Origin of the sequence: Roseomonas sp. KE2513 (assembly GCF_016107305.1) — a bacterium.
Lineage (GTDB): Bacteria > Pseudomonadota > Alphaproteobacteria > Acetobacterales > Acetobacteraceae > Roseomonas.
The window spans coordinates 1-23576 of record NZ_RCVR01000056.1; the positions used below are offsets into that span (position 1 = coordinate 1).

The window sequence follows — 23576 nt, forward strand, 5'->3', positions numbered from 1 at the left end:
AAATGAGCACGCCGGAACGCCGATCCCGCACCTCGTCGCCCGCAAGCTCATCGACCGCTCCGACCTGTTGGACAGATTAGGACAGATAGCCGGCGCTAAGGCGGGATGAGATCGGCTGCTCGGGCGTGCGAATAACGTACGGTGCCGGAGCCGGGCTCGCGCAGGGAACGGGTGAAGCCGCCCTCGAGCCGAGACTTTCGTTAGCTAGGGCCGAGGCGCAGAAGGGCGACGGTCAGACTGGGAGTGAACCGCACGTCCTGCAGATCCTGCCTCTGCTACTCGCGCTCCTCGCCGCCGCTGCGCCGGCAGGGGCCCAGAGGATTGACCAGGCACCCAATCCATTCGTTAGAGGCCAGAGCAGCGAAGCCCATGCGACCGGCTCACTTGTGTTACCGGAGCCCATCCCACGGGCCACGCGCGCCCGCCCAGCGACGACAGCTGCCTGCAGTGCGCAACTTCAGGCGCACCATTCCTCCTGATGGAAACATTAATGCAAGTTGACAATTCGGAAATGCATAGCTCACGATGCAACCGATTGCAGGAGCCTGGGGATGGAGCTTTTCAGGATCGGTCGCCGCAAGGCGATGTTGGCTTCCAGCAGCGGCTTGCTCGCGGGAGCATTCCCAATGCTGTCTCTGCGTGCGCAATCCGGCTTCACCGATCCGACACGCATCCGCATTGGTGTCGCGCCCTACATCTCCAATGGTCCCTATCTGATTGCCGAGGCCAAGGGATACTTCCGCAAGCTCAACCTGGACGTCGTGCCAACCGTGCACGTGGACGGCAGCCTTTCCATGCCCTCCCTCGTGGCGGGAGAGTTGGACATCACCGGCGCGACGATGAGCGCGGGGCTGTTCAATCTCATGTCCAAGGGTGCAGGCATCCGCCTGTTCATGGAAGCCGGCCGGGAGGCGCCAGGCATGGGCTCCAACGCAATTATGGTCAGCAACGAGCTCTACGACCGCGGCTTCCGCAACCAGGACGGCTACAGGCTGGTGAAGGGGCAGACCATCGCCATCTCCTCGCGCGGCAGCGTGGCCCATTACCTGCACACGGTTGGGCTGGAACGGGCGGGGCTCTCGGTGAATGACGTGGACTGGCGCTGGGGCATGTCACCGCCGACCGGCCTCTCGCTCATGAGCCAGGGCCGGGTGGGCCTCGCCAACGTACCCCTGCCGGGCGCCTACATCGCGCAGAACCAAGGCATCGGGAAAGTCGGCACCTGGAGCGACGAGATCGCGCCCAACTTCGTCCTCGCCTGCTCAGCCGCGAGTGAGAGGTTCCTGAACGAGCGCCACAACGTGGCGGTGCGCTTCGGCATGGCCATGCTTCAGGCACGAAGGGAATACATGGAGGCGGCACGCAACGGCACGCCGGAGATCATCGAGATCATTGCCAAAGGCACGAACCTCGCGCCGAAGGTGATTGACGATAGCCGGCCGCGCTGGACAGAGATGTCGTTGGACGGTCAGCCCTACCAGCAGTCCGTCTTCGAGCAGCAGCGCTTTTGGAACCAGAAGACGGACCTCCTGGCGCGGACCGTGCCGGAGGACCGGATGTTCGACCTGCGCGCCCTTACCGAGGCCAAGAAGCGTCTCGACGACAGCAATCCATTCATCTGATGAGTGCCGCGCTTGCCGGCGAAAACTTCGCCGCCGTTTCCATCGAGCATCTCACACACCGCTGGGCCAGCAGGACAGGGCGGGGTACGACCGCCTTGTCCGACATCTCCTTCGAATTCCCCGCAGGCAAGGTGACGGCCATCGTCGGGCCGAGCGGGTGCGGCAAGTCCACGCTCCTTCTCATCCTGCGCGGCCTGATGAAGGCCTCCGACGGGGACGTGCAGTTCCTCTATGGACCGGAGCGGCGCCCAGGCCCGCCACCGCGCATGTCCACGGTCTGGCAGGCCTTCAACCTCCTGCCCTGGCGGACCGTGCTGGACAACGTGGCTTTCGGGCTGGAGTTGGCGGGAGTAGGGCGCGCGGAGCGAGAGGAGAAAGCGGCGGCCGCGATCCGCTCCGTGGAGTTAGCGGGCTTCGAGAATCATTATCCTGCCCAGCTTTCCGGCGGCATGCGCCAGCGTGTGGGGCTGGCGCGCGGCTTGGTGATGTCGCCGGAGATCCTCTTCCTTGACGAGCCCTTCGGCGCGCTGGACGCCCAGACCAAGCTCTACCTGCAGGAGCAGATGAGCGCGGTGGTGGAGAGCAGCGGCAAGACCATCATCCTCGTCACCCACTCGATCGAGGAGGCCATCTTCCTCGGCGACCAGGTGCTGGTAATGACGGCACGGCCCGGCCGCGTGGCCGCCACGATCCCGGTCGATCTGCCTCGCCCGCGCAGCTTCGAAATGCAGAGCTCCCCGCGCTCCGGCGAGCTGTTCAACGAGATCTACGGACTCCTTCGGGACGAGGTCCGCAAGGCGATGATGAGCTGACATGGCCCAGACATCCTCCCAAGCGACGATCAACGATACCGGCGACGTCGACAGCCCTCCGAAGATCCCGCGCTTCAAGGACGAGACCTGGTGGTACGGCCCGGCCGCCATGCTGGTCTTCCTGCTTGGATGGGAGCTCGGCGTATCCTTCTCCGGCATCCCGGAGCTGTTCCTGCCGCGCCCCTCTGTCGTCCTGAGGACGTTGGCCGAGCAGTTCGCCAGCAAGGGCCTCCTCTATGATATGGTCCTGACCCTGACGCGCATCTTCGGCGGCTTCCTGCTCGCTTCCGTGGTGGGTATCGGGATCGGGATCCTGATGGGCACCTCGCGGCGCATCTACGCCATTGCAGACATCTTCGTGGCCACCCTCTACCCCGTGCCCAAGATTTCTCTCATCCCGCTGCTCGTCATCTGGCTCGGCAGCGGGGAGCTGTTCCTGGTGGTGCTCTGCGCGCTGGGCTGCGTCTTTCCCGTCCTGGTGAACACCATTTACGGCGTGCGACAGGTGGACGAAGGGCTGGTTCTGGCCGCGAGGGATCTGGGCGCCACGCCGATGCAGATCCAGCGGAAGATCGTGCTGCCGGCCGCGGTGCCCTCCATCTTCGCCGGCCTTCGCATCGCGCTCGGCATCGGCATCATCATGGTCGTGGCGGCAGAGATGCAGACGGCGCGCTATGGCCTGGGCGCCAAGCTCTTTGCGGCCGGGCAGATCCTGGAGACGGGCGAGGTTTTCGCCATCCTCCTCCTGCTCGCCGCCATCGGCCTCACCCTCACCAAGATCCAGCAGCGGCTGGATAACATCGTCAGCCGCTGGCGCACGCGCTAGGGCCGGACGGGAGGAACGACGTGAAGCGAAGCGTGATCAGGTGTGGCTGGGTCGTCACCATGGACCCGGCGATCGGCGATCTGCGGAATGCCGAGATCCTCGTCGAGGGAGATACGGTCAAGGCCATCGGCCCCTCGCTCGGCGTCACGGCGGACGAGGTGGTGGACGCCTCCGGCATGATCGTCATGCCCGGGCTGATCGACGCGCACATCCACACCTGGCAGTGCGGGTTGCGCGCCATCGGCTCCGAATGGCTCGGCCCCGATTACCATAAGAACCTGCACGGTAATCTCGCCACCCGCTACGGGCCCGAGGACAACTACATTGCCAATCTGGTGGGAAGCTGGAACCAGATCGATACCGGGGTAACCACCATCCTAGACTGGTGCCACAATCTCAACTCGCTGGAGATGGCGGAGCGCTCGGTGGACGGGCTGGTAGAGAGCGGCATCCGCGCCGTCTTCGCTCATGGGACGGCCAAGCCCCCGACCCCGCCCGGCGGTACGCCCTACACCCATATCCCCCACCCGCAAGACCGGGTGGAGAGCCTATTAAAGTCCCGCTTTGCCTCCAAGGACCAGCTCGTCACGCTCGCACTCGCCATCCTCGGTCCCCATTGGGGTACGCAGGAGGTGGCGGAGCAAGACCTGCGGCTCGCCCGCGAATACGGCCTCCTTTCCACCTCTCACGCCACCAAGCCGCGCTCAGGCTGGGTGGCGCCGGACGGCTACATGAAGCTGATCGAGCAAGGGCTGCTGGGGCCGGACCACAACGTCGTCCACGCCAACTACCTCGACGACGCCGAGCTGAAGGCCGTGCTCGACACGGGCGCGAGCGTGACGGCAACGGTGCTGGTCGAACTGCATGGGCACGCGCGGGAGCCCGTCACCAGCCGCGTGCGGCGGCTCGGCGGCATGCCCTCCCTTGGCATCGACGTAGAGCCCATTGTCAGCGGCGAGATGTTCCGCGAGATGCAGGCCGCGCTTCTCCATGTGCGCTGGGAGATGCACCGAGACAACGCGGCGGCCGGCGGTGCACCCTTCCCCTCGATGCCCGTGAAATCCCGGGAAGCCCTGGCCTGGTCCACCGTCGGGAATGCCCGCGCCATCGGGCTGGAGGACAAGGTCGGAACTCTGTCCCCGGGCAAGAAGGCCGACCTGGTCATGCTCCGGGCAGACGACCTGAACCTCTTTCCGGTTTGGGACCCTGTCTTCTCCATCGTGGAGCAGGCGAATGCCGGCAACGTGGACAGCGTGATGATCGGCGGCACCTTCCGCAAGCGGGGCGGCAAGCTGCTGCTGGACCCGGCCCTGCTCGCCCAGCGCAAGGCCCAGCTCGTCGCCTCCGCGGAGCGGGTGATGCGCGCCGCCGACTTCTCCGTGACACCGGGCTGACCGCCGTGCCGCGCATCCTCGTCCGCACGGGCTGGCTCGTCTCCATGGACCCGCGGGTGGGCGACCTCCGCAGGGCCGACATCCTGGTCGAGGATGGACGGATCGCCGCGATCGGCCAAGGGCTGGAAGCTACGGTGGACGAGACCATCGATGGTACGGGCATGATCGCCATGCCCGGCCTGATCAACGCCCATCTCCACACCTGGGAGACAGGGCTGCGCTCGATCGGCTCCAATTGGGGCCACGGCGATTACTTCAAGTACCTGCACGGCGACATGGCCACACGTTACACGCCGGAGGACAACTACGTCGCCAACCTGATCGGCGCGCTGAACCAGATTGATGGCGGCTGCACGAGCCTGCTGGACTACTGCCACAATATTACCTCGTTGGAGCAGGCGGAGCGCTCCATCGATGCGTTGGAGGAGAGCGGCATCCGCGCCGTCTTCGCCCTCGGCGCCGGGAAGCTGCCGCCGGAGCGCGAAGCGCTGGAGCCCTTCGAGCGGCGGATCAACCCGCGGGAAAGGGTGGAGGCAATCCGTCGTCAGCGCCTCTCCTCCGACGACGCGCTGGTCACGATGGCTCTGGGAGTCGCCGGTCCGCACTGGGCGGAGCTGGAGCCAACGCGCCAGAACGTGGCCCTGGCCCGCTCCCTCGGCCTACGCGCCTCCTCCCATGCCACGAAGCGGCCGCATCTCGCGGTCGTGCCCGACGGCTATGTTCGGCTGATCGAGGAAGGGGTGCTGGGTGAGGACCACTGCATCGTCCACGGCAACTACCTGGGCGGCGAGGAGCTGAAGCGCATTGTCGATGCCGGGATCTCCGTGACGGCGACAGTACAGACTGAACTACGCGGCTATGCGGGTGAGCCGCTCTGCCGCCGCGTGCGGAACCTCGGTGGCTTGCCCTCCATCGGCGTGGACGTGGAGCCGCGCGTAAGCGGTGAGATGTTCCGGGAGATGCAGGCCGCCCTCCTCGCCGCCCAGAACGGCGCCCACCGGGAGAACGAGGTCCGTGGCCTCCCGCCGATCCAGGAGATCCCCATTGGCTCCCGTGAGGCGCTGGCCTGGGCAACGATCGGCGGGGCCAAGGCCATGGGCATTGAGGACCGGACGGGCAGCCTGACACCGGGCAAGCGCGCGGACATCGTGCTGCTGCGCGCGGAGGACCTGAACCTGTTTCCCGTCTGGGATCCGCTCGTCAGCATCGTGGAGCAGGCCCATGCGGGGAATGTGGACACGGTCCTGATCGATGGCGTGGTCCGCAAGCGGGGCGGACATCTCACCTTCCCTGAGGCGGTCCTTCGCCAGCGCAAGGCGGGGTTGGCCGCCTCGGCGCAGCGCCTGATGGATGAGGCCGGCTACGTTCCCCGTGCGGCCTGAGCCGTCCCGGCCGCCGCGGCGCCTTATCCGCTGCGGGTGGCTGATCACGATGGATGGTGCTGCGGGCGCAGTGCGGGACTCGGAGATTCTCGTCGAGGGCGACCGCATCGCCGCCGTCGGCCACCGACTGCACGCCACGGCAGAGGCGGTCATCGACGCCAGCCGCATGATCGTCATGCCTGGGCTGGTTAACATGCACCTTCACACCTTCCAGGCTGGGTTCCGCGCCGTTGGGTCGGAATGGTCGGCGGCTGGCTATTTTCGCCACCTATACGGCAACGCCTCCACCCGCTTCACGCCGGAGGACAATTTCCTCGGCACCTATTTCGGCGCGCTCAACCAGCTCAACCAGGGCGTGACGACGCTCTTCGACTACTGCCACAACATCCGCAGCCTGGAGCAGGCCGAGCGCTCCATCGACGCACTGGAGGAAAGCGGCATCCGCGCGGTCTTCGCGCTTGGTCGTGGAATCGAAGCACCGGAAAGGGGTGGGGAGCGCCCTGGCGCCCGGCAACTGCCGCGAGATTGGGTTTCCTCCCTTCGCCGCGGGCGGCTGGGCGACGACCAGGCGCGTGTCACGATGGCGCTCGGCATTGCTGGACCGCATTGGTCCGACTGGGACACGACGCTGGCGAACTTCCGCTTGGCGCGGGACTTCGGCCTGATCTCCTCCTCTCATGTCACCCGCGCCCATGCCGAGGGGCAGGTTCCAGACGGTTATGACCGGTTGGCGGCGCTCGGGCTGCTCGGACCGTCCCACAATCTCGTACATTGCAACCGCCTCAGTGTGATCGAGATCGCCCGTCTGGTCGAAACTGGCGCCTCCATCACCACGACCAACAGCAACGAGTTACACGACTATCCCGGCCATCCTGCGACATGGCGCGTGATCCAGGCGGGCGGACTTCCCTCAACTGGGATCGACGTTGAGGCGATGGTAAGCGGCGACTTTTGGCGAGAAATGCAGACAGCGCTCCTACATGCGCGACATGAGGCGCTGGTGGAAGCACGGGAGACGCCGCCAAGTATACCTCTACGCTCGCGCGATGCTCTGCGCTGGGCGACCGAGGCGGGAGCCCGAGCATTGGGCATGGAAGGCCGGATCGGCAAGATCGCCCCAGGCGCTAAGGCGGATATCATTATGCTGCGCGCTGACGACCTTAATCTACTCCCGGTTCATGATCCAATTCTGGCTGTTGTTGAGCAGGCCCATTCTGGAAACGTGGACGCCGTGCTGGTGGATGGCGTACTACGCAAGAGTGGTGGCGCGCTGCTGGATGATCAAACCTTGCGTACCCAACGCGGCCGAGACCTGCAGGCGTCCGTAGCACGATTAGTGCGCGAGGCGGCCTCAACTAACCAGTGGAGACTACAACCTGACCAGCCATCGTCCAGAACGATGCATACGTGACCTGCTGAAAATCTCCTACGACAGGAGGCGGACAAGTCGGACTGGGAGCTCACTGGCAGGCTAACATTCTTCAACCCAGAGAATGTTTGCGCTGGGTTCCTCTCCCTGCTCCAACTTTCCACGAGACAATTTTTCTCTGGCAGGTTGGATCGCGCTTCTCCGTGTGTTCTGGCCTCAGTTTCCGCGCATAGCTTGATACTTCGAGTGCGGAACGAGCGCCGTTTTCTCTCTCCGGAGAGGCCATTGTCTCCGAAGCTTGGGACTTGGGCGATTTAGTCTACAAGGTTTAGCGCCTTGTAATCATTTGATATTTGCTCTCCGGCCTTGTCTGAAGTTGGTGTTGCTGTCGCCCAGGCGATTGCTGTCACAGCTCAAACCTGCGCTTCTCGCCCGAGCCTTCACCTCGCTATCGGAACGTATGAGCACGGCTACGTCGCCTCGTTCACTACGCCTTTCACATCCACCGCATTCACGAGGCATCACCGTGGCAAACCTCCCTCCCCTTCCTCCCGCCAGCCGCGCACCTCAGGGCGGTAAGAATGCGACCGGCGGTAAGCCGAATGCCAAGGACGCACGCGCGGGCGGCGGTCACAACGCCAGCGGTAAGCAAGGCGGCGTGAGCATGGCGACGCAGAGCAACCGCAAGACGGGCGACCGCTGAACAACGGCGATGCGGGCTTGTTCACAGTCCGCTGCATCGCCCATTCTCTGCGGCCCCGAGAACCCTCTGCCTGAGGCTCTGGTGTGCCTGTCACCCACAAGCTCGACGGCCTGATCGCCTGGACCCGGCGCCCGGAGTGGCGCGAAGTCATGGCCGAAGCTCTTGTCCGGCATGTCGCCCATGCGTGCACAGGTTCCGATCTGGAGATCGAAGACCTTTGGGACCTCCTCGACGACGTGGACCAGGGGGTGATCTGGGGTGCCGCCTTCGAGGATCTGCTCGCTTCGGACCTGCCGCATGGGCGCAATCTGGCCGACGAGTACCTCAAGCGCCGCGGCTGGAAGGAGCCCGTCGCCACCCAGGAGTACATCGCCGCGCTCAGGCACTCGGTGATCAGCCTCTACGAAGTCAGCGAGGTCGTCCCAGGCGAGTCGATGGTACTGCGAGACCTCGTCCGCTCCTCCGACCCTGTGCGCGTGCTGGAGAAGGCCGGGACCCGCAGCCTGCGTCAGTGGGACCGGGTCGCCACACGGGTGATCCCGCAGCGAGGCGGCGCGGCAATCAGCGGCACCCTCCTCCCCTATGACCAAGAGACAAGCGAGCAGCTGCTAGCCTCGCTGCGGCGCGTCCGGAGTAAGGCTGGAAGTCTGGTGGCGAAGGTCGCGCGGGAAGTCGGCCGGAGCGTTCCCGTGACTGCAGCCGACGCGGCGCTCACCCCAGGGCTTTTGCTCGGCCGCACGGCCTTCGCCTTGCCAACCTCTGGCTTGCCGCCGTATTACGAGCAGAGTTCAACAACGGGCCACCGGAGGTGGCGAACAGCCACGGCGATCCGCTGAGGTTCGTCACCCTGCACTTTCCGCCGTGCCCCGGCGTGACGCTGACCGCCGTGCGCGCCGCCCTGGCTGGTATCCGGCCCTGGACCGGGCCGGTTCGCGCTTCTGGAACTGGCTTGCCCCCTCCCCCAAGCCGCCCAAGCGTGTCCCGCGGAAGTCGGCCGGCGTGCAGTTGATCACCACGATGGAGGGCGGCGCCGTGGCGCTCGGCACCGTCGAGATCTCTGGCCGCAAGGTGATCCTCTCGGTCAACTCCGAAGCGCGGTCCGAGCGTGGCCGCGCGCTGCTGGAGCCTGCTTACAGGGCTTGGTCCGGTCGCCGCTGGTCGAGCGGCAGGACTTGGAGCAGCTGCTGGAGGAGCAGAGGGCAAGCGGGGAGCGGCCCCCTCCCCTGGACCTGCCACCCGAAGAAGTACGAGCCATCCTTCAGCAGCAGCTGGAGGAGCACCACCGCCAGGTTCTCGACCAGCCCATCCCAGTGCTGGGCAACGTCTCGCCGCGCAAAGCTGCCCGCACTGCCAAAGGACGGGAGAAGGTGGTGAACTGGCTCAAGACGCTCGAGAACCACTCATCCAAGCGCCCAGACGGCGATCCCATCGGCGAGTACGATTTCGCGTGGATGTGGCAGGAGCTTGGTGTCGCCGAACTGAGAAAGTGAGAGAACTTGCGGACGCCGCAGCCGCCGCGCCTAACCGAGCGACACGTGCAATGCTTCGGTTGGCTATAAGCCAAATGCCTGGGCTCGGCGCCGCTTACGTCAATGAGCACGACCGTCTGCTGCGAGACAAAAAGTCACCACCTGCCTGCAGGTGAGCAGTGACTTTGTTTCTCAGTTCAAGCAAGGATTGGGTGACAGCCCGGTTAGCAGTCGCCTGGCGCCCTACCCGGCTCAGGCCTTCAACTTCATGGGCTGTCGCGTCGGCCGCCCTGGCACCACAACGCCGCGCCCTGACCTCAGCAACCTGTCGAAGAGGCCAGCCAATTGGCCGGACGATGTCCGCACGGGCGTCTGATCAGCACCTCGACATGCTCAGCTCCAATGCAGCTTTCCTTTGACATGTCCGGCAGCCTAGTCGCAGGCTTGGTGGAAGCCAGTCGAATAAAGGGAGGACGGTCATGTACCTCACCCTTAGACGCTACGCCGACGCGGGGCCGCGGGTGCACGAGGCCGCTCCCCGTATCGAGGCAGGGCTGGTGCCTATCCTGAAGCGATCACCCGGCTTCAAGGGGTACTGCACCTTTGCCAGCGAGGCTGGAGATGGCGTCTCCATGAGCCTCTTTGACAACGAGGGGCAGGCGGCCCGCGCAAACGACGAGGCCCGAACATGGGTGCAGTCCAACCTGTTGGACCTGCTACCAGACCCGCCGGAGGTGTTTGCAGGACCGGTCGCCATCCAGGCGGGGCCCGGAGGCGGTGAACCCCACCTCGGCGACGATGGCAATCAGCTCTATGTGCTCATCCGCAAATTCGAGAACATCAGCGAGCCCGACAAAGCGGAGCAGTTCACGCGGGAGATCTCTATCCCTGCACAGAGCGGCTCGCCCGGCTTCCGGGGCTTCTACGCCGCCTGGGGCGACCCTGCTCGGACGCGCGCCGCTATCGTCGTGCTCTTCGACACCCGCGAGAACGCAGATCAGTCGAACGAACGCGTCATCGCCCTCATCCGCGAGAAAGGTGGTTCAATCGTTCCTCATCCCACCCGGGTTGTGGCGGGAAGGGCCGTCGTCATTGCGACGGCCACCTGAGATCACCCACAACTGACGCTGTCCGCGCTCACGGATCAACGCCACGACCCGCTCGAGCAGCAGCCGCACGATGTGCGTCCACTCAGCCGAAGGGAGCCGGCATACTGGCGAATAACGCCGATCAGGGAACAAAATTCGCTCTCGCCAAATCATGCCCGGCTTCGGCAACTTCTGGCCGATAGCTGCCAGTCCGCTCCTGGGACGACGATGTCGAAAAGCTGGCGTCGGCGCGCGGTTCGATGGCGCGCGGGGCCGTTATCCTTACCTCTGCACTCCCTGCGCACGACTAGGAACAGGGCCGGACTAAAAGCCCGGTCCATGTCGCTCAAACTCCCCTTTCGCGAGACTGGACGAAGTTTTCGCGCAGGGATCCATTGGGCGCGGGCGAGACCTGTGCCCACCACGGTCCTAGCCCCTCTTAGCCCGCAACCCGGCGATCTCCTCCCGAAGGGCACGCACCTCCGATAAGAGCATCTGGCTGTCGGCGTGGGCGGCGGAAGCAGCGGCATCCGTGGCGGCCTGGGCCGCCTCAGCGTCGGCGCTCTCGCGTGTCTCCCGAAGCGTCTGGATGCTCTCGACGATGACCCCGAGGAAGAGGTTCAGCACGACGAAGGTGGAGATGACGATAAAGGGGATGAAGAACAGCAGGGCCCACGGATGGTTCTCCATGGCGGGCTTCACGATGTCCTCGACCCATCCCTCCAGCGTCATGAGCTGGAACAGGGTAAAGACAGAGTCGCCCAGGGTCCCGAACTTCTCTGGCATGCTCTCGCCGAACAGCTTGGTCGCCATTACGCCTGAGACGTAAAACATCAGACCCATTAGCAGGACGATGCTGCCCATTCCCGGCAGCGCAGCCAGCATGGCCCCGACCACATTCCGCAGGGACGGGACGACCGAGAGAAGGCGTAGGACCCTGAGCACGCGCAGGGACCGGAGGACGGACAGATCTCCGCCTGAGGGAGCCCAGGCGATGCCGATCACGACTAGGTCGAAGATGCCCCAGGGGTCGCGGAAGAAGCGGCTGCGGAAGGCGAAGATCCGCAGGGCCAGCTCGGCTGTGAATAGCAGGAGCAGGAAGCTGTCGATGAACTCCAGGGCCGGGCCGAGGCCAGCCATGGCCGTGGCCGAGGTCTCCAGCCCTAGAGTAACGGCGTTGAGGAGGATAAGGGCCGTTACGGCGTGCTGGAACCTGGCGGAGGTCACCAGTCGGGCTACACGCGCGCGCAGAGTTGGCGCGAGATCCTGCGTCAAGATAGCTTCCTGCAAAGCCTTCCCCTCCAATTACAATTCATTAATGATGGCCGCGAGGCATCCCAGGTCGTGCATCAAAGCGCAAGGGGCGCCTTTTCCTGGATATCCAGGACAGATCTGCCTCTCGGGCTTAGGTCCGCTTTCGAGAACTCGACGCCGACGCGCGGACGTCCAACATGGGCGCTCTCCAGTCTCACGAGTCTTCCTGGGCGGCTCGGGATGGGTGCCGCCCCGAGCCGCTGGGATGGACCTCGCGGAGGTAGTCAGATCTTCGTGGCCTCGGACAGAGTAAGGGCATCCTCGGCATCATCGCCGAGGTACCACACCGTGCTCTCCAGCTTCGTATGGCCGAGCAGGATCTGCACAGCCCGCAAATTGCCGGTGCGCTTGTAGATGAGAGCAATCTTGGTCCGGCGCAGGCTGTGGGTGCCGTAGGCTGACCGGCCAAGCCCGATCGCCTCGACCCATTCGCCCACGAGGCGGGCGTACTGGCGTGTGCTGAGGTGCTGGCCCTTCCTGGATCGGCTCGGGAAGACGTAGTCACCCAGTGTGCCGCCACGGAGTTCCAGCCACGCCAGCACGCTATCACGCGTTTGGTCGGTCAGTTCAAACTGGACCGGCTGCTCGGTCTTTTGTTGGATAACGGTCGCGCGGTGGCGCGTAGTGCCGTTCACGACCAGTTGGCCGATCGTCAGCCGGACCAAGTCGCAGCCCCTGAGCTTGCTGTCGATTGCCAGGTCGAACAGGGCCAAGTCGCGAAGCCGTTTCTCTCGCTGGAGGTGAAGGCGGACAGCCCAGACCTGCTTCGGCTTGAGGGGCGGCTTGGGACCAATGAAGCGCCCCCTGTTCCAGGATACGACAGAGCGCGTATGTGGGAGCGGAACATCCGGATGGTGGCTTTGCACATCACGTCTCCTGAGCCGCAGGACTGCGGCTCAGGATAAAGGGCGCCGACGAGCGGAGCTGGGCGTTAGCAGAATGGCCGTTTCGTGATGACGTATTCGGAGAAGCAGCCGTTCGATGATTGGCCTTCTCTGACGGTTCCGACCCTACACAGATCGGAAGCTGAGTTTCCAGACCTGCTCTCCGAAAACTGCGGATCCCTTCACAACGATCGGAAAGCTCCGCGTGCAGGAGCTCTGTTGCCTCCATGGTGACCCTGACGACCACGCTCTGCATGGGGATGATTGCCCTCGGCCCATTCGCCTTCGGCATGGTCGTGGACTATCTCGGCTACACGGCGGCATGGGCGATGCTGATTCTGACTGTCCTCATGACGGCTTTACCAGTCCTATCAGCCAGAGCGCGCCGTCCGACGTAACGGCGTCCCTGCTCACCCGGAGAACAGTCCGTTATTGGGAGAGGGCCGCAACAGAGACGACTGATGTCGCCTGCTCCTGATCAGAAAGGCTGCCGCAGGATGAAGCGCCAAGAGGCAGCCCGCGATCAGCCCGAGGTCAGACGCACCAGGCGCCTGCTGCCCAGCTTTGGATCTATCAACGGCAACCGGCCGGGCGCCACCCACGCGCTCCCGAGTGTGGCACTGATGGCTTGCCTGACTGTCAGGGTGGCGAAGCAACCAACTCCGCGACTTCGGCGATGAGCGACCTCAGCCATCGGTGCGCCGGATCGTGGCGGTACCGCACATGCCAAGCCATCTCGACCGGAAAGGTCCCGAGATCGACGGGCGACGGCAGGACCTTCAGCCGAGTGTCGTGCGCCAGCCTGCGGCAGATCAGCTCCGGCAGGGTCGCGCAGTAGTCGGTGACGGCGACCATCTCCGCGACCGCGAAGAAGTTCGTGACGGAGATGGCGACCTCGCGCCGGAGCCGCTGCTCCGCCAGGGCCTGGAACAGCCCTGCCCGCATCCGGCCAGGCGGAACCACGTTGACGTGCCTGAGCCGCTCGAATCCCTCGCGGGTCAGGGTCTCGCCGATCTCGGGGTGGTCCGCCCGCACCACGCAGGCAAGCCGCTCATCCATGAGATGCTGCACGACGAGGTTGTCGGGCGGATCGACAATGCGGCCGAGCACCAGCGCGGTGGTGCCGGAGGTGATGCCGGTCTCGACCAGGTCATTGCTGTAGGGGGTCAGGCGCAGCCTGATGCCGGGAGCCACCTGCTGCAGCCGCGCAACAACCGCGGGCACCAGCACGAACTCGACATAGCCATTGGGCGCGATAGTCAGAAGCCGCTCGGCCCTGGCGGGATTGAAGTCCTGCTGGCCGAGCACGGCGTCATCTAGCCTCGCCACTGCCTCGGCGATGCCGGGCGCCAATTCCAGGGCCACCGCGGTCGGCTGGATGCCGTAGCGCTCGCGGATGAACAGTTGGTCGCGCAGCATAACCCGCAGGCGTGAGAGCGCGTTCGACAGCGCCGGCTGCGTCATGCCCAGCCGCTCCGCGGCGCGCGTGACGCTGCGCTCCTCCATGAGGGCGATGAAGATCGGCAGGAGGTTAAGGTCGTAGCGCACGACTTATAATGCGGAGGCAATATCTGAAATCAAGAAGATAAAGTTCTGGAATATCTCGTTCTGAGCCAAATTCTGCCCGTCCGCAGCAGACGCGGGTCGCGCAACGGAGGTTCAGATGACCAAGGGTACAGTGCTTGTGGCCGGTTCCAACGCCACACGGATCGAGTTGCGGGGTGGCGGCTTGGCCGCGATCGGGCAGTACCTCAACGAGACGGTCGTGCCCGCGATGGCGCTGATCGAGGCTGGCTACGACGTCGTGCTCGCCACCCCGGACAGAACCAGGCCGCATATCGACGAGGCCTCGGACTCCGCGCAGCATTTCGGAGGCGACGAGACCGCCTATGCGCGCGCCCGGCGCTTCTACGCCGACGACCCCTCGATGAACGAGGTGCGCACGCTGCGCTCTGTGGTCGAGGACGGGCTGGACCGCTTCGCCGGCCTTTTCGTGCCCGGCGGCCATGCGCCTGTGGTGGACCTGATGCAGGACGCCGATCTCGGCACGATCCTCCGGCACTTCCATGAGGCCGGAAAGCCGACGGCGCTGCTCTGCCACGGCCCGGTCGCCCTCGCTGCAGCGATACCGCGTGCCCGCGAGTTCCGCGCCGCGCTGATCGCCGGGGACAAGGCGAAGGCGGCCGGATGCGCCCAGGGCTGGGCCTATGCGGGCTACCGGATGACCGTCTTCTCGGCCAGCGAGGAAAGGATTGCCGAGGACGCGCTCCTGCACGGCAAGCTGTACTTCGATATGCCTGAGGCCCTGCAGGCCGCGGGTGGCAAGGTGAGCGTCAATCCCGTGGACTTCGCGCCCAACGTGGTGGTCGATCGCGAGCTGATCACCGGTCAGAACCCGAGCTCGGATCATCAGCTTGCTGCCAGGCTGATCGAGGCGCTCGACCGCGTGCTTGCGGCAGCGTGAGAACGCGCATGACCGGCGGGGCGCTTCGCCCGCGTCCCGCCGAACCGGCCCATCGAAAAGGGAACAGCACCATGGCCAACCACGTGAAGATCATGGCGATCCTCGCCGCCCGGGCCGGGAAAGCCGCGGAGCTGCGTGCGCTGCTGGACGGGATGACTGCCGCGAGCCGCGCGAAGCCTGGCAACCTGCGCTACGACCTCTGGCAGGATCAAGCCGACCCCGCCCGGTTCGTTCTCGATGAGCTTTATGCCGATGGCGAAGCAGTGGAGGCCCACCGTGCGACCCCACACTTCCAGAATTACCTGTCGGTCATCAACGGCCTCGCGGAGCGGACCGCTTTCGTGCTCGATCCCGCCAACGTGGCCTGACCCAGCCACGTAATCTCACCTCGCTCAACTCAGGCCTAGATTTCCAAGGAGAACCCCCATTATGGAACGTAGAGCTTTCGGCCTCCTCGCCCTTTCAGCCGCCGTTGCGCCCATTCTCCCGGCGCGAGCCGCAGAGAAGACGGTCTCCGTCGTGCTGGTTCACGGCGCCTTCGTGGACGCTTCAGGTTGGAGGGCCGTGTACGACATCCTGACAAAGGACGGCTACGAGGTCCTGGTTGTCCAGAACCCCACGATTACGCTGCAGGACGATGTGGCTGTCACCCGACGGGCCATTGCAAAGGCTAAGCACCCCGTCGTCCTGGTGGGTCACTCCTATGGTGGCTCGGTCATCACCGAGGCCGGCAACGATCCAAAGGTCCGCAGCCTGGTTTACCTCGCGGCCTTTGCGCCGGATGTCGGCGAGTCGGTGGCCAAGCTGGCCGAGAACCCGCCCCCGGGTGAACCGCACGCGCCGCTCCTGCCACCCGAGGACGGCTTCCTGATTGTCGATCCTGCCAAGTTTCCGGCCGCGTTCGCCGCTGACGTCGACGCCTCGACGACCGCATTCATGGCGGTGGCGCAGGTGCCGTGGGGGCTGAACGCCGTGGGCGGCGTCGTCACCCAGGCCGCGTGGAAGTCGAAGCCCAGCTCCTTCATGATCACGACGGAGGACCGCATGGTACCGCCGACTGCTCAACGCGCGATGGCCAGGCGCGCCGGCAGCAGGACGCAGGAGATCAGGAGCAGTCACGCCGTGATGATGTCGCATCCGCAAGAGGTCGCGGCATTCATCGAAGGCGCAGGTGACGCGACCCGCTAGCACATAGCAGAGGCCGACGTGAACGCGATCGCGATCCGCCCTGCGCTACAAGGCTTCTGGGCTGCCTTCTTGGCCTCTGCGCCAGGGTCAACGATCGCGACCCTGGCGCCCATTTCACATCCTGAGGCGACGAGGACCACTCCGGCTTGAGGACGGCGGATATGAACGTGCGCCGCAGGCCAAGGTGCGACGTGGGCCAGCTGACGTCCGCTTTGGAGAAGTGAAGCTCCATGCTCTGATGCCTGAGAAGGGCGCAAAGCGGCCCTGACCGGGCAGCCGCGAGGTTTGCGGCGCCCATTTCAGCTACGTACGACGCTCTGTTGCTCTCAGCGCGATGGGAGTGGCTTCAGCAATGACGACAGGTTGAGCTGCTCGGATTGCCGCCCATCCAGCACTGCCTCTAAGATTTCCGGCGATAGGAGCGTCAGCTGCAGCGGCCGCCCCATGTAGCCGCGGCCCAGCTTTGCCGCCTACGCATCTCGGTAATCGAGGCGTACTGCCCCTCATCCAGCAAGCGATGATACCGCAATGATCGTGCCATCGCCTTTACCAACGCAGGATCAGCGTGGGTCGAGATCTTTGAGGTAGGCTCGGCTGGGCTCGCCCCTTACGGCGTGACCACCGTCCTTCGCCCCGGTCGGCGCCGGATGCTGAGCGGCACCTGAATCGTGAGGCTCGCGGACGTGCTCGTCCCGCGGCCTCCAGTACCGCCGACCGGCTCACACCCAGATCCCGCACGAGGCTGGCCAGCCCCTCCATTCGGAGGTGGATGTCCGCTCCCGTACTGGATACCGTCAACCGCTCTACCAGCAGCCGTACCATTCTGGCCTGCCCGACGGGGAATAGCGGATCCCAGAGCGGCTCCAGCTGGTTCAAGGGGTCACGTGTCTCGACTTCGATCAATCCCGGGTCGCTCGCCCGTGCCGCAGCCCAGGTGCCCACGATGATATCAGGTTGCCGCAAGAGGGCCTGGACCTGTTCGGCCACCTCGCCTCCACTTGGCTAAGGGGATGCGGCGAATACGGGTAGAGCCCTACTCTCGGGCCGGACGGAGTTAAGGCGTCCTGGCTGCAAGGCCGAGCTGACTCGGACGAGCAAAGATTTCGAGCTTCGACTTGATCCGTGTTACCTCGCCGCCATGGAGACCAAGCCGCCCATTCCGCTCGCCATCCTTGTTGGCATCCAGACGCCCGACGTCGATGACATTGCGCACGAGGCAAGCCTTCAAGAGCTAGGACGCTTGGTCAAGACGCTTGGCTACGAGGTGATCGGCACGGTGTCGCAGCGGCGTGAGGGCACCGGCGCCGGATCGCTTCTGGGCAGCGGCAAGCTGGCGGAGCTGGCGGCGCTCACGGGTGGAACCGGGGTGGTCAGCTCGATGGCACCGCCCCCGAGGTCAAAGGCGCGGCAGCGTTTCGAAGGCACGTCCGCGCCTGCCGACCCGGCCGAGCTTGACCAGGACCTCACCCGCAAACCCGAGTTCGTCATCGTCGACCACGAGCTCTCACCCAGCCAGATCCGCAACCTGGAACGGGCGACCGGTGCCCAGGTGTTGGACCGCACCGGCGTCATCGTTGAAATCTTTCACCGCCATGCCAACACCCGCGAGGCGAAGCTGCAGGTGGAGATGGCGCGGCTGAAGTACGTGGCGCCACGCCTGCGGGAGTCCTCCGGCGGTGGCGGGCGGCAGCAGGGTCCGGGCGCGGGCGAGAGCAATCTCGACCTCGACCGCCGCAAGATCCGGGACCGGATTTCGGAGTTGAAGGACCAGCTGGAAGCCGTGCAGCGCGACAGCGACCAGCGCCGGTCCGCCCGGCGCGACCAGCTGCGGGTGGCACTAGTCGGCTACACCAACGCCGGGAAGTCCTCCCTCATGCGGGCGCTGACCGGCAGCCAAGTGCTGGTCGAGGACAAGCTCTTCGCCACGCTCGACACCACAGTCCGCATCCTGCAGCCGGAGACCCGGCCCCGTGTGCTGGTCTCCGACACGGTCGGATTCATCAAGCAGCTGCCGCACGACCTCGTCGCTTCGTTCCGCTCCACTCTGACGGAGGCGCTTGAAGCCTCGCTGCTGCTCTACGTGGTCGACGCCTCAGACCCGACCTATGAGGCGCAGTTAGAGGTGAGCCGCAGCGTGCTGCGCGAGATCGGGGCGGACGCGGTGCCATCTCGCTTGGTGCTGAACAAGATGGACCGAGTGAACGCCGCCGAGCGCGCCGCGCTGCTGGAGAAGCATCCACAAGCGATCGCGCTCTCTGCCCACGTGCCTGAGGAGGTGAGCGCTCTGCGGGACACCATTATTGCCTTCTTCGAGGCAGAGATGGTGGAGGATGTGCTGGTGCTGCCCTATGCGAAGCAAGGACTGATCGGTGACGTATATGAAAGCGCGCGGGTTCTGTCCGAGGAGTATGATGAGACTGGCCGGGTGCTGAAGGTGCGCGGCCTGCCGGGCGCTATCACGCGCCTACGACGAAGCCTTGCTGCAACCTGAGCTATGGCAAGTGCCTCCGGTCACGGGCAGACAACCTCTCACGCGAAGCTTGATGACGGCACAAAGCGCCGAAGCAGTCGATCGTCAATGGTCTGCTATTTACAGATCGACGGCTTGCGTTGCTTGTGAGCATGTAGGTCGCATGACGTGACGGCTCTGAGAGCCTGTTTGAGGTTGCCTATTTTGACGATCAAGCTACTCCAATTTCCCTCGTACATGCCGTTCCGCGCTTGAAAGCGAAGCGTCCAAAAAGCCTTTTCTCCCTCGCACTGAAATCAATCGGCAAGAGCCCCCTGCTCTGGCAGGCCGTCGGCTGGTACCTCGATCTATGCGCCCGCACGACACGCTGGGATCTGCACGGCGCGGAACCGCTTCGCGCGCTAGCCAAACAACCAGAGGGCTTCATCATGGCATTCTGGCACGAATGCCTTCCCATGATGCCAAGCGCCTGGGCTCGGTTCTGGGTGACACTGGGGCCAGAGATCGACCGTAAAGAAGGACTTGTCCTGGTATCCCGCAGCCGGGACGGCGCACTGATAACTTCGGCTCTGAAGGATTACGGCCTTACGCCGGTTGCAGGTAGCTCGTCGCGTGGGGGACGTGAGGCAGCGCGGAGGATGCTGCATGGCCTTCGAGCGGGCTCCGTGGCTGTGATGGTGCCTGACGGACCTCGTGGGCCGCGGCGTGTGTTCTCTGAAGGGGCGATCCGACTGGCCACAATAGCCCGCGTGCCGATCGTGCCCTGCGGAGCCTATGCCATTCCGAGCCGCCGTCTCAGCTCCTGGGATCGGATGATTTTTCCATTGCCCTTTGCACGCTGCACTGCCGTGGTTGGAATGCCTGTTGTACCGGATGGCGGAGAACCGAGCATCCTGGCCCACGAGCTTGCGGCTTCGCTGAACACCACCATGGATGAGGCGGTGGTTCGCTGCACTGCAGGAAGAGCACCTTGACGTCCGGCCGCAGAACAGTAGAGTGGCTGTCCCTCGATCTTCCCGTCCAGGTTTTCGCGACGCGCTTGGGCTGTGCCGTTTGGGTATGGCGCAACTCGCGCCGGCCAGCTGCCTTTCTGCGAGAGCATGAGGCCCGTCCAGCCCGGCCTTTTCGGCCTCGAGCCCTCCTTGCCCGAGGGCTTCCGGTACCAACCGGATTTGATCCCGCCCGATCAGGAGCGGGAGCTCGTCAGGCGTTTCGCTGAACTGCCATTCGCCGCGTTCGAGTTCCGGGAGTATGTCGGCAAGCGGCGGATCGTCTCCTATGGCTCAAAGTACGACTTCAGCCGGGAGCGCCTGATAAGCACCGAGGCGATCCCGTCCTTCCTGCTCCCTCTGCGGGAGCGTGTAGCGTCCTTTGCTGAGCTGGCCCCTGCTGGCTTGCAGCAGGTCCTCGTCACCGAGTACGCCGCCGGGGCCGCTATCGGCTGGCACAGGGACAAGCCGGTCTTCGAGGAGGTGGTCGGTGTGTCACTTCTCTCGCCCTGCATCTTTCGCCTGAGACGCGACACGGGCTCGGGCTGGGAACGAGCATCGCTCACCCTGGAGCCACGATCGGCTTATCTCCTCGCCGGGCCATCAAGGACTAAATGGGAGCACAGTATCCCCGCCGTCAGCAGCCTGCGCTACTCGGTCACCTTCAGGACGATGCGTGCCGTGTGGGGGTGAGCCGCGCTGCGCCAGTCCGCATTCTGACGTCACCCGAGCGCCAGTCGGCGATCGAGGAAGTTCAGGCGATCCTGACCCCAATAGATATCCTCCCCAACCACGTAGCTTGGTGCGCCGAACACCCCCCGTTCGAGGGCGGTTTGGGTGTCGCGAGCCCGCTGCTCCGCCCACCTCTCTTCCGCTCCCAGTGCCAGCAAAGACACCGCGTCGAGGCCGATCTCCTCAATAAGCGCTGCGAGCACGTCCTGGTCGCCGGTGTTACGCTCCTCCTCCCAAAGTGCCCTCAGCACACGATGCGCGAGGGCGATGGCCGGCTGGTCCCCAAGCGTTTCGCGCGCAGCGATCACGCAACCCGCGGGCAGCTTCTCTGCGGCCGGGAAGAACCGAGGCTGGAGCTGAATCGGAATCCCAAGGTGCGCCCGCCAGCGCTCCAGCTCCTGCAAGCGGTAGGCCTGCCGCTGCGGCGACCGCTTCGGCAGCGGTAGTCCGCCTGATGCCGGGAAGATCGTTCCAAAGTCGACGGGGTAGATGCGAAGGGTTGCTCCATGGCGTGCAACCACCCCCTCCAGCCGCGCGGCGCCCAGATGAGTCCAAGGCGAGTTCAGCGAGGCGTAGTAGTCCACATGCAAACTCATCGTCTCTCCGCCATCAATCCTGAGCGCCACTATGGGTACCCGGCCTGAAAGGTCCAGGCTCCGCATCCGACTCCTACACAGGGCTGATTTCGCGGAGCGCACTGGAAGCAGGGCCAGCTACAGCAACCGCGCCATGCAAGCGCAATCCAGCATTTCGGCCGTCAGGGCTTAAAGCGGCCACCACCTTTTCTGAGCTGCAGCCAAAGTCCGCCGCTAGAAGCGCCGGCTCAGGAAGACTGAAACGGCCGAGCCAAAACGCCAGGGCGTCTCCGTCCCGCGTGTTATCCCAATGCATGGGCCACTGACGACTGGCACCTCGGCTGCGCAAGGAAGGACAGAAAAGGGAGGCTGATCCAAGGGTTGACCATCAAGGGTGCCAGTCACACCCAGAGCCTGGGTGAGGCGACCGGGGCCGCTGCAGAGTAGCCGCAGCCCAACATCCCCTCGCCGCTGCCGCATCAGGTCAATCCCAACAGCTGGTTCCAGCGCCCTGATGAGCACCGCACTGCCAAGCGGCTCCGCCCCGCAAACGAAGTTGAGACACCAGTGAAGCCCGTAAGAGCGATAGACGTAAGCGTGGCCAGGCGGACCGAACATCGAGGCATTCCGGACCGTTCGCCCAACGTAGCTATGAGACGCTGGGTCCTCGTGATCGTACGCTTCGGTTTCGACGATCACGCCTCCGACCCTGTCCACCAGCAGGGTGGCCCCAATCAAGTCCTTCGCAACATCGGCTGCACGACGAGTAAAGAAGGCGCGGGGGAAGGGTGCCAAGCTAGCTCCATGTCTCGATCAAGCATTAGTTGGCGGGCGGAAGGACTGCCAGCCGCTGCGCCAGCCACGCTGAAGGCAGCGGTTCCATAAGGCTCGGCAGGCCAGGGTAGAAGCCGGCGCTCCCATTGAGGAGCATCTCGATCAAATCTGGTGCCAGCAGAGTCAACTGTAGCAGCCGCCCCATGTAGCCGCGGTCCAGCTTCTCTGCCTCCGCCATCTCGGTGATGGAGGCGTACTGCCCCTCATCCAGCAGGCGCTGGTACCGGAAGGCACGCGCCAATGCCTTCACCAGGGTAGGGTCGGCTCCGGTCGAGATCGCAGAGGTGGGGACGGTCAGGCTCGCCCCTTCCGGTGTCACGACCGTCTTCCGCCCGGGCCGGCGCCGAATGCTGAGCGGCACCTGGACCGTAAGGCTGGTAGAGGCGCTCATTCCGCTGCCTCCAGCATCGTCGCCCTGCCCGTGCCGAGATCCCGCACCAGACTTGCCAGCCCCTCCACTCGGAGCCGGATGTCTGCCGCCGTGCTGGACACCGTCATCCGCTCGACGAGCAGCCGCACGATCCGCGCCTGCTCCGCCGGGAACAGCTTGTCCCAGAGCGGCTCAAGCTGGTGCAGCGCGTCCCGCGTCTCGCCCTCGGTCAGGTCGGGGTTGCTGGCCCGTGCCGCCGACCAGGTGCCCACAATGATCTCGGGCTGGCGGAGCAGGGCGCGGACCTGCCCGACTACCGCCGCCTCGATCTCGGCAGCCGAGATGCGCCGGACGAGGGTGGGATCGATCCGTTCGGCAGCGCCGGTGCCCTTCAGCGCCGCCTGCGAGACGTAGTACCGGTACAGCCGCCCCCGGCGCCGCGTGTGCGTTGGCGAGAGCGCCCGGCCATCGGTGCCGAACAGCAGCCCCTTCAGCAGCGCCGGCGTCTGGTTGCGCGCGCCGTTGCCGCGGGTGTGCGGGCTCTCCCTGAGGAGGGCGTGCACCCCCTCCCAGAGCGCCCGCTCGATGATGGGCTGGTGCTCCCCCGGATAGACCTTCCCCTTGTGCGCCGCCTCGCCGACATAGGTCCGGTTGTTCAGCAGCTTGTAGACGTCGCCCTTGTCCAGCAGCCGCCCCGACCGGCTGGTCAGCCCCTCCGCCTGGAGCAGCCGAGCGGTCTCGGTGCCGGATCCGGTGTCCAGGAAGGTGGTGAACACCCGCCGGACGGTCCTGGCCTCCGCCTCGTTGACCAGAAGCTTCCTGTCCTTGACCTCGTAGCCAAGCGGCACGTGCCCGCCCATCCACATGCCCCTGGCGCGCGAGGCGGCGAACTTGTCGCGGATCCGCTCGCCGATCACCTCCCGCTCGAACTGGGCGAAGCTGAGCAGGATGTTCAGGGTCAGCCGGCCCATAGAGGTGGTGGTGTTGAAGGACTGGGTGATGGAGACAAACGTCACCCTGTGCGCCTCGAAGGTCTCGACGAGCTTGGAGAAGTCCATCAGCGCGCGAGAAAGGCGGTCAATCTTGTAGAC

The 23576-nt window shown here is 65.0% G+C and carries 23 protein-coding genes; 16 read left to right on the plus strand and 7 right to left on the minus strand.

All coding sequences use genetic code 11. The features are described 5' to 3' along the window. The first annotated feature begins 626 nt into the window (after positions 1–626). The 9 genes from D9599_RS27535 to D9599_RS27575 all read left to right on the plus strand — a co-directional run bounded on the left by D9599_RS27535 (position 627) and on the right by D9599_RS27575 (position 10686). Positions 627–1622: an ABC transporter substrate-binding protein gene (locus D9599_RS27535; RefSeq protein WP_198384494.1), complete on the plus strand. Its 996-nt coding sequence runs from the start codon at positions 627–629 to the stop codon at positions 1620–1622. Next, positions 1622–2434 (plus strand): ABC transporter ATP-binding protein, encoded by an 813-nt coding sequence (locus tag D9599_RS27540; protein ID WP_198384495.1) that lies wholly within the window; start codon positions 1622–1624, stop codon positions 2432–2434. The genes D9599_RS27535 and D9599_RS27540 overlap by 1 nt, the downstream gene beginning before the upstream one ends. 1 nt (position 2435) lies before the next feature. Continuing rightward, entirely contained in the window at positions 2436–3260 is an 825-nt protein-coding gene (locus tag D9599_RS27545) for an ABC transporter permease (RefSeq protein ID WP_198384496.1), read from the plus strand. A 20-nt stretch (positions 3261–3280) separates the two neighbouring features. Then, positions 3281–4654: an amidohydrolase family protein gene (locus tag D9599_RS27550; protein ID WP_198384497.1), complete on the plus strand. Its 1374-nt coding sequence runs from the start codon at positions 3281–3283 to the stop codon at positions 4652–4654. A gap of 5 nt (positions 4655–4659) precedes the next feature. Beyond that, positions 4660–6036, plus strand: a complete 1377-nt coding sequence (locus tag D9599_RS27555; RefSeq protein ID WP_198384498.1) for an amidohydrolase family protein — start codon at positions 4660–4662, stop codon at positions 6034–6036. Further along, entirely contained in the window at positions 6005–7447 is a 1443-nt protein-coding gene (locus D9599_RS27560; protein WP_255531691.1) for an amidohydrolase family protein, read from the plus strand. The genes D9599_RS27555 and D9599_RS27560 overlap by 32 nt, the downstream gene beginning before the upstream one ends. A gap of 744 nt (positions 7448–8191) precedes the next feature. Then, a complete protein-coding gene (locus D9599_RS27565) occupies positions 8192–8944 on the plus strand; it encodes a hypothetical protein (RefSeq protein ID WP_198384500.1) in 753 nt (250 codons plus the stop codon). Positions 8945–9280: 336 nt separating this feature from the next. Then, on the plus strand, positions 9281–9598 hold the full coding sequence (locus D9599_RS27570) for a hypothetical protein (RefSeq protein WP_232481001.1): 318 nt from the start codon (positions 9281–9283) through the stop codon (positions 9596–9598). 458 nt (positions 9599–10056) lie between these two features. Then, positions 10057–10686 carry a hypothetical protein gene (locus D9599_RS27575; protein ID WP_198384502.1) on the plus strand — a complete coding sequence of 210 codons (630 nt, stop codon included), beginning with the start codon at positions 10057–10059 and terminating at the stop codon, positions 10684–10686. 408 nt (positions 10687–11094) lie between these two features. On the opposite strand, the gene D9599_RS27580 is transcribed toward D9599_RS27575, so the two are convergent. Both D9599_RS27580 and D9599_RS27585 read right to left on the minus strand, forming a co-directional pair. Further along, positions 11095–11940 (minus strand): ion transporter, encoded by an 846-nt coding sequence (locus tag D9599_RS27580; protein WP_232481002.1) that lies wholly within the window; start codon positions 11938–11940, stop codon positions 11095–11097. Between the two features lie 263 nt (positions 11941–12203). Then, positions 12204–12845, minus strand: coding sequence for a tyrosine-type recombinase/integrase (locus D9599_RS27585; protein ID WP_198384503.1), 642 nt, complete (start codon positions 12843–12845; stop codon positions 12204–12206). A gap of 245 nt (positions 12846–13090) precedes the next feature. On the opposite strand from D9599_RS27585, the gene D9599_RS27590 reads away from it, so the two are divergent. Beyond that, positions 13091–13261, plus strand: coding sequence for a hypothetical protein (locus tag D9599_RS27590; protein ID WP_198384504.1), 171 nt, complete (start codon positions 13091–13093; stop codon positions 13259–13261). A 241-nt stretch (positions 13262–13502) separates the two neighbouring features. Here D9599_RS27590 and D9599_RS27595 read toward each other — a convergent pair whose 3' ends face one another. Continuing rightward, positions 13503–14411: a LysR substrate-binding domain-containing protein gene (locus tag D9599_RS27595; protein ID WP_198384505.1), complete on the minus strand. Its 909-nt coding sequence runs from the start codon at positions 14409–14411 to the stop codon at positions 13503–13505. Positions 14412–14526: 115 nt separating this feature from the next. Between D9599_RS27595 and D9599_RS27600 the strand changes: the two genes are divergently transcribed. The 6 genes from D9599_RS27600 to D9599_RS27625 all read left to right on the plus strand — a co-directional run bounded on the left by D9599_RS27600 (position 14527) and on the right by D9599_RS27625 (position 20667). Then, the gene (locus D9599_RS27600; protein ID WP_198384506.1) at positions 14527–15327 is read left to right on the plus strand and encodes a type 1 glutamine amidotransferase domain-containing protein; all 801 of its coding nucleotides are present in this window, start codon (positions 14527–14529) and stop codon (positions 15325–15327) included. Between the two features lie 71 nt (positions 15328–15398). Beyond that, on the plus strand, positions 15399–15695 hold the full coding sequence (locus D9599_RS27605; RefSeq protein ID WP_198384507.1) for a putative quinol monooxygenase: 297 nt from the start codon (positions 15399–15401) through the stop codon (positions 15693–15695). 61 nt (positions 15696–15756) lie between these two features. Next, positions 15757–16515, plus strand: coding sequence for an alpha/beta hydrolase (locus tag D9599_RS27610; protein ID WP_198384508.1), 759 nt, complete (start codon positions 15757–15759; stop codon positions 16513–16515). Between the two features lie 1138 nt (positions 16516–17653). Then, positions 17654–19006, plus strand: a complete 1353-nt coding sequence (gene hflX, locus D9599_RS27615) for a GTPase HflX (RefSeq protein ID WP_198384509.1) — start codon at positions 17654–17656, stop codon at positions 19004–19006. Positions 19007–19443: 437 nt separating this feature from the next. Beyond that, positions 19444–19959, plus strand: coding sequence for a lysophospholipid acyltransferase family protein (locus D9599_RS32565; protein ID WP_375373086.1), 516 nt, complete (start codon positions 19444–19446; stop codon positions 19957–19959). Positions 19960–20127: 168 nt separating this feature from the next. After that, a complete protein-coding gene (locus D9599_RS27625; protein WP_198384511.1) occupies positions 20128–20667 on the plus strand; it encodes an alpha-ketoglutarate-dependent dioxygenase AlkB in 540 nt (179 codons plus the stop codon). Between the two features lie 29 nt (positions 20668–20696). Here the strand turns inward: D9599_RS27625 and D9599_RS27630 are convergent, their stop codons facing one another. The 4 genes from D9599_RS27630 to D9599_RS27645 all read right to left on the minus strand — a co-directional run. Next, on the minus strand, positions 20697–21290 hold the full coding sequence (locus D9599_RS27630) for a 2-hydroxychromene-2-carboxylate isomerase (RefSeq protein WP_198384512.1): 594 nt from the start codon (positions 21288–21290) through the stop codon (positions 20697–20699). Positions 21291–21515: 225 nt separating this feature from the next. Further along, positions 21516–22076 (minus strand): DNA-3-methyladenine glycosylase, encoded by a 561-nt coding sequence (locus D9599_RS27635; protein ID WP_198384513.1) that lies wholly within the window; start codon positions 22074–22076, stop codon positions 21516–21518. A gap of 25 nt (positions 22077–22101) precedes the next feature. Continuing rightward, positions 22102–22506, minus strand: a complete 405-nt coding sequence (locus D9599_RS27640; protein ID WP_198384514.1) for a hypothetical protein — start codon at positions 22504–22506, stop codon at positions 22102–22104. Then, the coding region (locus D9599_RS27645; protein WP_198384515.1) for a recombinase family protein at positions 22503–23576 on the minus strand (1074 nt) is incomplete at its 5' end. The genes D9599_RS27645 and D9599_RS27640, both read right to left, overlap by 4 nt.